Origin of the sequence: Paraglaciecola arctica BSs20135 (genome assembly GCF_000314995.1) — a bacterium.
GTDB lineage: Bacteria > Pseudomonadota > Gammaproteobacteria > Enterobacterales > Alteromonadaceae > Paraglaciecola > Paraglaciecola arctica.
Genome location: NZ_BAEO01000018.1, coordinates 1 through 12,393 on the forward strand (window position 1 = coordinate 1; position 12,393 = coordinate 12,393).

The following is a 12,393-nucleotide window of genomic DNA, read 5'->3' on the forward strand; positions in this document are numbered from 1 at the left end:
AATTTACCAAGCCACCCATAATAAGACTCTGAGCCTAGTCAAAATATTCATTGTCGATTTTCAGCGTGAAAATGACTTGGATTGAGTGGAGGATGAGGATTAGTTTCAGCCTATTTGGTGGGAATAATAGGTATTTAACGGGATTGTGGGCACAACTGTGCCTTATCGGTTCTATGTTGACTGCTTTATTAGGTTATGCGCAGCGTAAAAGTGCTTTTGCTTTACCCATTCCTCGAATGCGTTGATGGCCTGTGTGCGCTTTGAACTGGTTCATCATCATTTCTGCCCCTGCTGCATAGCAAAAGTGTTTTTCAAACTCTGTTGTAAGGGTGAACCATTGGTCGTCTGACAGGCCTAACCTTTTTAATATGGGTTGTTGTTGATGGTCTATATACCCTGCTTTGTCCTCCTTGATTATTCTGCCTGTTATGTCCACCAACTCACAATAGTCTTTGAGTGAGAAAGCGATGCCTTTGGGCATATCCTGTCTAGGGTTGCCGACAAAGGGCATCAACGAAGGTGTTGTGCTAGGTTCTTTTATCGATTCTAAACGTTTTTTAATACTGGTGTGCTTTGAGGTCTCGGGGGTATCCGCTATCTTGGTTCGAATAGGGTTAAGGTCAACATAGGCCATACAGGAAAGTAATGCTGCTTCATCTAATAAGGCTTGTGACTTAAATCGTCCTTCCCAAAATCTTCCGGTACAGTCATCCTCTTTATTGGCTTCTCGGGCAATATGTTCATTCAGGTTACCCATCAACCAGCTAATATCTTGCAAGCGCTTGCGATACTCGATTATGGTGTCATCTAAGGTGAGTTGTTGACTTTGGCTTAACGTGTCACCCCTTACAAATATTTGAGTGAGTAATGTGCCTTTATGTAGACGGTGCCAGCGCTCAACCACCTCATTATCTGTCCAAGCCATCACTTGTTGTACATCCACATGTAACACCACATGCACGTGATTACTCATCACAGCATAAGCACATATATCAATTGAAAACACAGATGATAAAAACAACAGTCGTTGTTCAACCCACCCCCGACGATGTTCATAACTCTGGCCTGAATAACTATCCACACCGCACAAAAAAGAACGCCGTACACAACGGGAAACACAATGATAAAATGGGGTATCCGATAAACAAATTTGACTACTACGTGGCTGAGGCATGACATCAATCCTTTGATTTATTTCCTAATCAAAGCCTAGCTTGTCTTCATATTAAGTCAAATTGTTATGGGTGGCTTGGTAAAAGCTGTTATGGGTGGCTTGGTAAAAGCTTTATGTACTCGACTGTTGTTGATGTTTTGATGCTATAACGTTAAAGTGTTAATGAGTGCAAATTGGAGACATAAATGAGTACACTATCAAAACGTTCAACAGTCTATTTTGAACCCGCAATACACAATGCACTTAAAATTAGAGCTGCATCTAGCGATTCTTCTGTTTCTGAGCTAATAGACGAAGCCGTGCGTTTATTAATGCGAGAGGATCAAGAAGATCTTGCTGCTGTTAGAGCACGAGTCGATGAACCAGAAATAAGTTATGAAACGCTCATTAACAGCCTGGAAGCTGATGGGAAATTATAAGATTACGTTTAAAAAATCGGTTGTAAAAGATTTGAAATCTGTACCTAAATCAGACGTGATTAAAATAATTTCAAAGATTGATAGCCTTGCTGAGGACCCAAGAAGAGTCGGTGCAATCAAGCTCAGCGGCAATGAATTGTACCGAGTACGTCAAGGACTCTATCGCATATTATATAAGATTAAGGACCGAGAATTAGTTGTACTGGTAATAAAAGTAAGTCATAGATCTGATGTTTATAAACGTACATAACAATAACTTGAACCGGATAAAAATACAGAGCAATGTTTACCGCTTAAGTGAGTGTTAATGTCCGCTTTAGGGAGAGTCAATTAAAATCCGAATATCCCCAATGGCGGCTATGGTATAGATTATCAGTTAGCTCTAGCTCATTAACCCAATAACAACTCTTTTTTACCTGCTTTTCCTCTGTGAACTCTGTGTCCTCCGTGGTTCAAATTCTTTTTGCTTTAACTGCTTCCGCTAAAAAAATAGAGAGATTCCGGCTTAAAAAACTACCGGAATGACGGGGGGCGGCACTTCACCGCCTGTCAGATAAAACCTAGACCTTTAAATCTCGCTGAGAGGTCATTTCTTTAATGGAATTGGTATTAAATAGTTGGGATTAAAGTTAGTTGTTTAACATCCGTAAATTGATCTTCGCCATTTGGTTACCTTGGTCTGCTGCTTGTTGATAAAGGCGCTTGGCTTCGGCTAAATCTTGGCTTACGCCTAATCCTCTTTCGTATAACTTGCCTAGGCTATTTTGTGCGTCAGCATCGCCTTGGATGGCAGCTTTTTCAAACCAGTACGCAGCTTGTTGATGATTCTTTACAATACCTTGCCCCAATGAATACAAGTAGGCGAGGTTGTATTGGGCATTCATATGGCCTTGTTCAGCGGCTTTTTGATACCAGTATGCCGCCTGAGAATAGTCCTGATCCACTCCATTGCCTTTTGAATACATAAAACCAAGGGTGGCCTGGGCTTGATTGTGGCCATGTTTAGCCGCTTGCGTATACCAATTGGCCGCTTGGCGCATATTTTGTTCCGTGCCTTGGCCATTTTCATACATTTTACCCAACAGGTATTCAGCTGAAACGTTGCCCAGTTTTGCGGCCTGTTGGTAATAATATAATGCCTCAGGGTAGTTTTGTTGCTGGTAATAATAATCATCAGCTAAGGCTTTGTTTTCTCGTTGTTTTTGTTCGCGCTGTTGTTGCACTCGTAATAAAGCTAATTGCTGTTTGGCTTGTCTTCTATATTTGCCTGCAGGCTTTAGGGTTAGATATTGCTGAAAAGCTTGGCGGGTCTTTTGATTGACTGTTTTTTGCCAGATGTTTTCATCATCTTGAAAGACTTTTATTGCCCCTTCGGCTTGGATGATATGTTGCCCTTGTGGCCACAGTGTCAGGTATTGCTGGTAACTGTTAATGGTATTGATGCTTAGAGCTTGTTGCCACATTTGCTGATCTCTACGGGCTTGTTTTTCTTCATCTGTTTCAGGCTCTTTGGGCGGTGTTACCGCCGCATTTGGTGAAGGTTCTTCAGATGGTTGTAACTGTGGATCCTCCTGCTTTGGACTAGGAAATAGGTCCGCAATAAACTGATTAAGTGTTGTCCATGAGTCAGTTTCTACTTTGGGCATTAAATCAAACTGACGTTTGGTATTATCGTATTCAAACCTTAGTGCCAGCGAGTATTGCTGGTTCATTTTTTCTAACTTTTCCCCCAACTCAGAAGCGCTTAGTTCAGAAATATATTGATATGTACGCTTAGTATTTGGGTTAAATGTTGGGTTTTTATTGGCTGAATCAGCCAGCAATATGTCGGCTACATATCCATCGATGCTTTTTAAATAACGATTGATTTGTTGCAGCTCGGCGCTGTTGAAGTTATTTATGTTTAACTGATAGTGAAAGCGCCTTGGTAAAGCGTCGAGCTTTTCACTCAATACCGCTCCTAGATCCTGAGCCAGTAACGCTAGATTTTGGTTTAACCACAAACCCAAACAATCACCTATGCAGTTTTTGGCTGGGTTGTTGGCCCAATTATCTACTGCAAAAGCATCCTGCTGAGTACCGCTTTGTAAATCTAATAAGCGCCCCGATAAACTGAAATACCACTTTTGTGACGCTGCTTGGCGTTGTTTAAACATATTAAGTTGATACAGCAAGGCCAGATTCACTTCTTTTCCTGAACGTTTGGCTGCTTGTTGAATAGCTTGGTCGGTCAAGGTCGAGCAGTCTTCGAGAATACAATTAGGTAATCCCAAATAATGTAAATTAAGCACATCAAAATCAGCATTACTTAAAGCAATAGTTAGGCCTTGGGAAATAGTGCTGTGCAAGTCTACTAGTGCGGGGAGTTCGACTGGGGTGTTGTAGTTTGTATCTGGCAATACCACAATTTTCCAACGTTCAGTGGCTAAACTTGTTTGCACCCACAGACATAATAGGCCAACTAGGTAGCCTATTCTCAATGTTGTTGTTTTGAGCCTAACAGTGTCTGTCATTATTGTTTTAAGAATGCTCGGGTTGATTTTTATTGTCCGCTAAGTAAGTGGTGGTAAAAAACAATTATTGAATGCAAGAATATTACCAACCTTCGGCAATGTCCCGAGTGGGGTTTTTACCCCTTAGAGTAATCCGTTTTATACTAAAAGTATTACCTTCAAAATTAATGGTGGCACGCATGTTCAACTCTTCTAGCAACTTAAGCATATTTCTACTGAGTTTTGCGGTGCCAATAGTGGAGCGATATAACAATGTGGTACGGGTATGGCGCTGCTGTGTGGGACGATGAGAAATGTAACCAGAGAAAACCAGTAAATATTCCTCAATGCTGGCCACATCTTGTGCACTAAAACCATCAAATTCTAAATAGTAGTCGTTAACCATTGTTGATTTTGCAGTAGTGCTTTGCTCAGCTGGCTCTGCATTTATCAGCCAATTTAATTTTTCAGCCAAAATTAACCCCAGCTCATCTCCCAACACTTTAGCTTCATCACCCATTTCTTCAAGCATACAAGTTTGTCTGCTACAGGCGTAGGGAATGGTCCAACTCCGTGGGCTTTGCACTTCAAAGTTATCTAGAAATTGCCCTGATTTGGCATTTAATAACCGTGCTGCAACTCGAGCGCGGGCCTTTTTTGCATATTCGCTGGTCTGCACAGTCGCATAAGTGCTCAGTACCACAACCACATCGATAGGAGGGCGAGTGATAGAGCGGGCTATATCAAGTAACTCTGCATCAGTGCGACGTACGCGACCTTGTTTAAACGTATCTAAGGTGATGCTAGTTTCGTCATATACATCAACAATGTGATTAAGTTGCTGACTGATACTGGCATGAACACGCTTATTAATTTGACTGTTCCGGGGGACGGAGTCTTTATCTGCGTCTTCTATCATTATTAGCAGGTTAACGCTATCAGCAGCATAGGTGTATGAGAACACTCCAAGGGTGAAAGATAGTACGATAATTTTTGATAGCCAATTCATGCACGGTTCCTTAGTTTTACCCATTAACAAACATTACCTATGGATATGCAAAACTTAGGATAGTTTTTTGGTATGTGAAGTAAAATCCTCAGCCATTTAAACATAATTTATTGAATTGGAGTAATACTGAGTAAAAACCGTCTATTGAATTAGCATGGATCCTGAGTTCTCAATTTTAACAGGTCACTCGCGTCAAATGATCATACTGATGTGTATATTGATTATGAGCTAACTCTAAATTGTATTTATGTTCGCCCCGCCATCCTTGGCAGTTGCGTATAGTCAGTTGATTAGAAGCGATAGGCTGCTTGTAAAGCCACTGTTCGGCCAGGTTCAACCCACATTGCATACATACCAGCAGGCGCGAATGACATGTCTGTACTGTAGCTTGAAGTTACTTGATCTGTCAGGTTTTTACCTACTAAAGCGATTGACCAACCTAGGTTGTAATCACTCAATTCTACCCTTAAGTCAACTTTTCCATATCCTGATTGCTCAGTGAATGGGTTTAAATCGTAATTGGTGTAATAACTTGATTTAAAGTTTGTTTGTAGATTGATATTTAGCTCTAAGTCGCCGCTTAGAACATGCCAATAATCCAATGCTAAATGGCCGCTAAATTCAGGGGCATAGGCACCAGGCTTACCAGAAAAATCACAGGTAACTCCATTGGCTTCAACGTTGTCCGGCAAGAATTGCGCACTCTTAAAGCATTTGGCTCCACTGAATTCATCCCAAGTGAAATCTAAGTAGGCGAGATTCCCCGATAGTGTGAAACCGCCAGGTAAAAGCCAGCGCCCATCCAATTCAATACCTTGGCTACTAGAGCGCCCGCCATTTTCGACATAGAACCCAGCCACGCCATCGAATACCGATGTTTGCATATTTTTAAAGTCCATATTGAACAGAGCAAAGTTTAAATCTAAGGTGCCATCCAACAAGGTTAACTTAGTACCTAGTTCATAACTGGTTACTTCTTCTGCGTCAAACTGCCAGTCTTTTGCTAAGTTGGCTCGCGCATCGTAACCGCCCGATTTAGTGCCCGTTGCCGCAGAAAAATACACCATACCCTGCTTAAAAGTGCGACTGACGGTTAATGATGGGTCAAAAGCGGTTTCGCTAAGCTTACCGTTTACGCTATGTATCTCTAGCCCAAGATTGTTTTTAAGAATATTCAAATAGACATCGGTTGGCAGCATATTCGGCGCACCCATTGCCTGCACTGCACCGGGTACATTAATAATATCAATTTGTTCAACAGGTAAACCACTACTGAGTTCAACCATGCCTAAGTCGCGTTTAGCTTCTTTGTCTTCTTTGGAATAGCGTAGACCTAAGGACGCCAGCCAATGGTCATCTAATTGATAGTCGAGTTTTGTAAAAATGGCTTGGGTGTCGCTGTCTCCGGAATATTGTCTGGGACCCAAGGCATTTAATGGATAGATCCGATATTGTTCATCAAATGCTAAATCGGTAGATTGAACATATACCCCAGCGATAAAGTTAAAGGCACCATCAAATTCTGAACTTAATCGCAATTCTTGACTAATTTGCTCAAAATTCTCATCACTATCTTGTCTGTAGGTCAGTGGCGCAGGACCATGGTCGCCATCATTACTTTGCAGCATACTGTATTCCTGCCAACCCGTGACACTCGATAACGTGAGGTTTTTAAACTGCCAGTCGGCGGTCAGGGTTAGGTAGTCTGCTTGATAGTCACCGTATTCATCTTCGCCCAATGCCGCATTACCTTTATACAAGTCGTCATCAAGCTTATATTGGTTTATGTCTGCAAAATAGGCTGGTAGTGTCAACCCCATTAACACAGGTTCTGCTACGGGCTGGCTTGGTGCTATGCCTACATTTGATTCATCATCGTGCTGATAAGATAAAAATATTTCTAGGGTGTCACTGGGCTGCCAAGCAAAACTGACACGTGCAAAAGTGGCGTCTCTTGCTACTTCGTCACGGTTAGCTAAAGAATTATGAAAATAACCATCGTGATCGAGGACTTTGACAGTCGCCAGTACTTGTAGATTGTCGCTCAGAGGGGCACTAACAGCCGCATCCAAAGTATAGCCATTGTTGAATTCATAATTTGCACTGATATAACCACTTAAGTCTTCGGTTGGGCGACGGGTGGTGACGTTTAAGGCGCCAGCTGTGGTATTTTTACCGAACAAAGTTGATTGTGGACCACGCAACACCTCAAATCTTTCTAGATCAACAAAGGCACTGCGCATTTGGTAAGCCCTACCTCGGTATACACCATCTACATAAGTACCTACGGTTTGTTCAAAACCTTGATTAGGCCCCGAACCCAGCCCGCGCATGGTAATGTTAAATCCCTGACCAGTCTGGCTGATATCGAAGTTGGCGACCTTGTCAGCTAGCTCTTCATTATCACTTATATTTTGTTTGAGTAGTTGCTCACCTGCTATTGCAGTGACTGATATGGGCACATCTTTAATGCTTTGGGTACGTTTTTGAGAGGTCACCATGATGACCTCTAATATTTGTTCTTTATCTTGTACCTGGGCCGCCACTGGAATTGCCAGGGTTGTGATTAATGCTAAAGCAACTGATTGATTTAATGTTGTTTTTTTCATAATGCCTCTGAGTGTTATTGGTCGAATAACTGACTGGCAGTTTTGAGCAATAACAAACCACCAACCAATAAAAGAACTGAAAAGACAACGCGAGTAAACTGCTGTTGACTCACTTTGTGGTGTAGAAAATTTCCAAGTAAAGCGCCGACAAAAACAACAGGTACTAACATTGCAATGTGTGCTGCCTGTTGTTGTAACTTGCCAGATATCGCAAACCATATTGTCAGAGCACCATTGAGGGACAGCCATACGCTGATTAATGTGGCTCGGAATTGAGTTTTATCTAGGCCGCTCTTTGCGCAGGCATATACCAACAAGGGGCCGCCCGATGCAAATAAACCATGGGTAATCCCAGCAAAAAAAATCAACATCCTGCGTAACAGCGAACCATGGTTTGTAGCTTGAATTTGCGCTAACGAACGCACCGCAAACCAACAAATAAGTAACGCCAATATTCCTTTGCTATAAAGTTCAGGCAACTGTCCTGTCAGCAAAACACCAATCAAGGTTCCCAGCGCCATAAATGGCAGTATCTGAGTAAACAAAAAACCACGAGCAATATGACTGCGTAGCTGCCATACCAAAGGAGCGGTCATCAGAATGTTTAATGGAACTAACCATTGCACCAGAGTCGGAATGTCCATGACTAAAGCGCCGATAGACAGTGCCACTACAATACTGCCAAATCCGGTCATTGCTTCGATGGTAAAGGCGATAAATACACCTATCGCAACTACGAAAAATGTCATTGTTTGGTCTGCAGTTCACTGGAAAATTTATTGCGCATTAACCGCAAGTAAAGATCCGGAAACAACCGATACAAAATACTGGATAAATTAGTGAAAACATCCGGGAATAAGCGCGCTTTATTTTGTTTGATCGCACTAATAATTAAATTTGCCATCCACATACTGGTGCGCATTTTTCCCACCATCGAACGCTTGTGCGCAGCTTTATGTCCGCGGCCATCTAGTGCATTTTGTTCTATAGGGGTATCCAAAAAACTTGGATATACCATCAATATCGATACACCTTCTGCATGGACTTCGGCACGTAAAGTCTCAAAATACTGGTGTAATGCTGATTTTGCAGCGCAATAACCGGCGCGTGCTAAAACTGGCATCCAGCCAGCCATCGAACCAATGTTAACGATCTTACCGTTGGCTTTGCATAATAATGGCAACAGTCCTTGGGTTAATTGCACCGGTGCAAGATAGTCGACATGCATGATTTTACGAATAACATGGTGTTCAGTTTGTTTGGCAAGTGAACGGTGAGTGATCCCTGCATTGTTGATAAGTAAGTCGACTTGCGAAAGTTTGCTATTGAGTGTTTGGAGCAGAGTACTAATAGCGTCGCAGTCTGCTAAATCACAACTAAAGTGTAATGCTCCATCTAAGCTAAGAGTCTGCTCATATAGACGCTCCTCGTTAACATCAATCAATACTAGTTGGTGGCTTAGGTGAAGCTGGCGCGCAAGATCCAACCCCAGCCCTGAAGCGGCACCAGTAATAACGGCTATTGGTTTTGAATTGTTAGCTACGGATTGAGTCATTAGAGCTGCTCGTGATTGTGGGTAAGGTAAAAATCAAAGACTTCTCGACTAGATTTGGCTGGGATATAACCAAAGTCTTCTTTAAGTGCTCGATTATCCAATACTGGACGATAGCGTAAAAAATCAAGCTGCTTTGCGCTGTAGTTAGTTAGGCCAAAGGTATGCCCAATTGTGAGTGCCAGCTTAAGTAGCCAGGGGGATAACTGAAGTAATGGTTTATTTAATGCGTCAGCAATATCAGCTAGGGTCATAGCACCATCGCCAGCAAGATTAAATTGGCCAGTTTTACTTTCACAAACGCCTTGGCGGATAATATCGACCACATCTTCATCCCAAATAAACACAAAGGGTGAAGTTGAGCCTTTTACAGCCAAAATTCGCTTTTGATTAAACAAATTAGTGATTTGATTTTGGGTGGTTTCCCCCAACACTGTCCCAGGACGTAACACCAACTGTTGCAATGCCGGATGACTGCTACGGTATTGTGCCAACATTTCTTCAACTAAACGTTTGTGGTAACTGTAGGCAAAACTATCATTGCCTCGTAGGGGGTCTTGTTCGGTTAGCCAAGCAGGATTGTCGGCATGATAACCATAAGCTGCGCCGCTGCTCGTAACCGTAAAATGTGTCACACCGCCAGCTACGGAAGCATCCAGAACATTGCGAGTACCATTAACATCAATGTCATAATCTCTTTGATGATCGTCGCTAGCTTGCATCACACTAGCCAGATGTATTACATGGGTGATTTGATGGGTGTTTATCAACTCACCTATGGCTTTGTCTCGTATATCCATCTGCTGATAATGGTAGTGCGATGGATTGGCCGAGCGAATGTCCACGCCAACAATATGATGCTGCTCAGCGAGACGATTAATCAAGCGCTGGCCAATGTAGCCCTCACTTCCCGTAATTAAAATATTAAGACTCATATAAAACCTGCTTTTTGTTTTTGCATTGACGAGCGTCACGACGGTCAAGATATTGCCAAGTTAAGCTCAGTCCCATGCCAGAAATTAGATGCCAGATCCCCCACGCAGCGGCGATGATTGCCATAGCGGTTTGATCTGCGAAAAAAGTAAAGATGATCCCAAGTCCGAGGCCTGAGTTTTGTAAGCCGACTTCTAGGGTTATTGCTCGTCTGTCTGCTTTTTTTAGGCCTAAGGCTCGCGCTGAGCCCCAACCAACGGCCAGAGCCATTGCGTTGTGGATAATCACGGCAAGAACAAAGATGCTGGCGCCACTAATAAAACGTTGCCAGTTCATGGTCAGGGAAATTGTAACGAAACTGAACAAAGCAATAAGTGAAGCCACTCGGAAAAAGGGCTCACTACGACTCGCAAAACGTGGAAAATAATTAGCACACAAAAGCCCCGCAGCCAGCGGAAGTGCTAATACCAGCAGTATTATTGTCAGCATATCGGTGGTAGAAACCGAGATAGATTGCAGTAGTTCTTGAGTATGTGGATTGAGATCGGCGTAAAACATAAAATTAAAGGGGGTTAGAACACAAGCCAACACACTGGCAACCCCTGTCATGCTTACAGACATAGCAGTATTGCCATTAGATAAGTACGTCATCAGATTAGAAAAGCTACCGCCGGGGCAGCAGCTAACTAAGATTAGTCCAAGGGCAACCTCACTCGGCATGGGGATTAACCAGGTTAATCCGCAAGTCATGGCCGGCAATAAGATAAATTGCGCTGCTAGACCAACCGCCGGACCTTTAGGTTGACTAATGACCCTTTTAAAATCAGCGGTAGTTAGGCTAAGTGCAATGCCAAACATCATCATGGCCAGCACTGCATTAAGCACAAACAGAGTTAAAGCAGACATCTAAACACCGTGGTTCAATTGACGCATTTCGCTGGCAATAGCTTCAAGATATGTTGCTTTGTGCACATAATAGGCCATGCGTTCGAGTTCTAAATAGTGCATGCCACCGTCAACCCGAATGCCAGACTTTGTTTTGACCTTATTAAAAAACAGTTCTGCTGCTTTAGGATTATCCTGTTGTAGTCGAATAACCTTAGCCACTAATTGCGCTTGATTATCCCGTCCTTGCCAACCTAATCCTGAAGCTTCTACCATGCCCATCACGAACAGATTGTTATGCAAAGGATTGAATACGTTTAGGTACAACTGGGGCGCATCTTTATGCCAGTTGAGATGCTGTTTTTCGATAAATGGGTAATGCAACTTATAACCGGTTGCTTGCAAAATTAAGTCATATTCTCCTTGTTCGCCATTTGAAAACATTGCCCCGTCTGGAGTTAATGTCTCAATGTTTGGTCGAACGGTAATATCGCCATGCCCTATATGGTGTAGAAACAAAGAATTGACTACCGGATGTGATTCATACATTCGGTAATCAGGATCTGGCAAACCGTAACAACTAGGCTTACCAGAAATAAGCTTCACCAACAGGCCATCGAGCGCTTGCTTTAAACGGTTTGGTAAACGAATTTTTCCACCAAGGGTATCGGTTGGTCGTCCGGCAATAAACTTAGGTAAAAAATAATAACCTCTTCGCACAACCATATCGACGGACTTGGCACGATGTACTGCGTCAACCGCAATATCACATCCGCTATTGCCACAACCGACAATAAGTACCCGTTTGTCGGCGAAAACATCGGCACTGCGGTATTCACTGCTGTGCATCATTTGCCCCGAAAACTGACCTTTAAAGGTGACTTCATTAGGATGGTGAAGTGTTCCATTTGCAAGCAACAAACCACTAGCGAGTAATTCATGGGTTTGGTCATTTTGACGATAAACTATGCGCCAGTTATTTCCTTCACACTCCACTTTTTCTACCCAGCAGCCAAAGCGGTAATGACTGTTGAGATCAAAATGATTGGCATACTCCTGAAAATATTTTTTTAGCTGATCATGACGAGGATAAGTCGCCACACTTTCAGCCATTGGAAAATCATCAAACTCAGTCATTTTTTTTGAAGATATGAGATGGGCAGAGTCATACATTGTGCTAGTTGGGCTATCGATATCCCATAATCCGCCCACGTCACTATTGGCCTCCAGACCAATTACCTCAATGCCTTGCTCTTTGAGCCGGCGAACCGTACACAACCCCATAGGGCCTGCACCGATGACTACATATGGATTCATTTT

At 42.7% G+C, this 12,393-nt stretch carries 11 protein-coding genes; 2 read left to right on the forward strand and 9 right to left on the reverse strand.

Translation table 11 applies throughout. From position 1 onward, the window contains the following. Positions 1–193: 193 nt before the first annotated feature. On the reverse strand, positions 194–1,174 hold the full coding sequence (locus GARC_RS07205) for a hypothetical protein (RefSeq protein WP_007618358.1): 981 nt from the start codon (positions 1,172–1,174) through the stop codon (positions 194–196). A 185-nt stretch (positions 1,175–1,359) separates the two neighbouring features. Here GARC_RS07205 and GARC_RS07210 point away from each other — a divergent pair, with 185 nt between their 5' ends. Together GARC_RS07210 and GARC_RS07215 are read left to right on the forward strand one after the other, a co-directional pair. After that, positions 1,360–1,593 carry a ribbon-helix-helix domain-containing protein gene (locus tag GARC_RS07210; protein ID WP_007618359.1) on the forward strand — a complete coding sequence of 78 codons (234 nt, stop codon included), beginning with the start codon at positions 1,360–1,362 and terminating at the stop codon, positions 1,591–1,593. Further along, positions 1,580–1,843 carry a type II toxin-antitoxin system RelE family toxin gene (locus GARC_RS07215; RefSeq protein ID WP_039989040.1) on the forward strand — a complete coding sequence of 88 codons (264 nt, stop codon included), beginning with the start codon at positions 1,580–1,582 and terminating at the stop codon, positions 1,841–1,843. Before GARC_RS07210 ends, GARC_RS07215 begins: the two co-directional genes overlap by 14 nt. Positions 1,844–2,222: 379 nt before the next feature. Here the strand turns inward: GARC_RS07215 and GARC_RS07220 are convergent, their stop codons facing one another. From GARC_RS07220 to GARC_RS07255, 8 genes are all read right to left on the reverse strand, one after another. Further along, entirely contained in the window at positions 2,223–4,034 is a 1,812-nt protein-coding gene (locus tag GARC_RS07220; protein WP_226989076.1) for a tetratricopeptide repeat protein, read from the reverse strand. A gap of 154 nt (positions 4,035–4,188) precedes the next feature. Further along, positions 4,189–5,094: a hypothetical protein gene (locus GARC_RS07225; protein ID WP_007618361.1), complete on the reverse strand. Its 906-nt coding sequence runs from the start codon at positions 5,092–5,094 to the stop codon at positions 4,189–4,191. A 290-nt stretch (positions 5,095–5,384) separates the two neighbouring features. After that, the gene (locus GARC_RS07230) at positions 5,385–7,703 is read right to left on the reverse strand and encodes a TonB-dependent receptor (RefSeq protein ID WP_007618362.1); all 2,319 of its coding nucleotides are present in this window, start codon (positions 7,701–7,703) and stop codon (positions 5,385–5,387) included. Positions 7,704–7,717: 14 nt separating this feature from the next. Beyond that, positions 7,718–8,452: a sulfite exporter TauE/SafE family protein gene (locus GARC_RS07235; RefSeq protein ID WP_007618363.1), complete on the reverse strand. Its 735-nt coding sequence runs from the start codon at positions 8,450–8,452 to the stop codon at positions 7,718–7,720. Next, on the reverse strand, positions 8,449–9,258 hold the full coding sequence (locus tag GARC_RS07240) for an SDR family NAD(P)-dependent oxidoreductase (RefSeq protein WP_007618364.1): 810 nt from the start codon (positions 9,256–9,258) through the stop codon (positions 8,449–8,451). Before GARC_RS07240 ends, GARC_RS07235 begins: the two co-directional genes overlap by 4 nt. Further along, positions 9,258–10,190, reverse strand: coding sequence for an SDR family oxidoreductase (locus GARC_RS07245; protein WP_007618365.1), 933 nt, complete (start codon positions 10,188–10,190; stop codon positions 9,258–9,260). The genes GARC_RS07240 and GARC_RS07245 overlap by 1 nt, the downstream gene beginning before the upstream one ends. Beyond that, the gene (locus GARC_RS07250; RefSeq protein ID WP_007618366.1) at positions 10,180–11,094 is read right to left on the reverse strand and encodes a bile acid:sodium symporter family protein; all 915 of its coding nucleotides are present in this window, start codon (positions 11,092–11,094) and stop codon (positions 10,180–10,182) included. Before GARC_RS07250 ends, GARC_RS07245 begins: the two co-directional genes overlap by 11 nt. Beyond that, positions 11,095–12,390 (reverse strand): flavin-containing monooxygenase, encoded by a 1,296-nt coding sequence (locus GARC_RS07255; RefSeq protein WP_007618368.1) that lies wholly within the window; start codon positions 12,388–12,390, stop codon positions 11,095–11,097. Positions 12,391–12,393 lie beyond the last annotated feature (3 nt).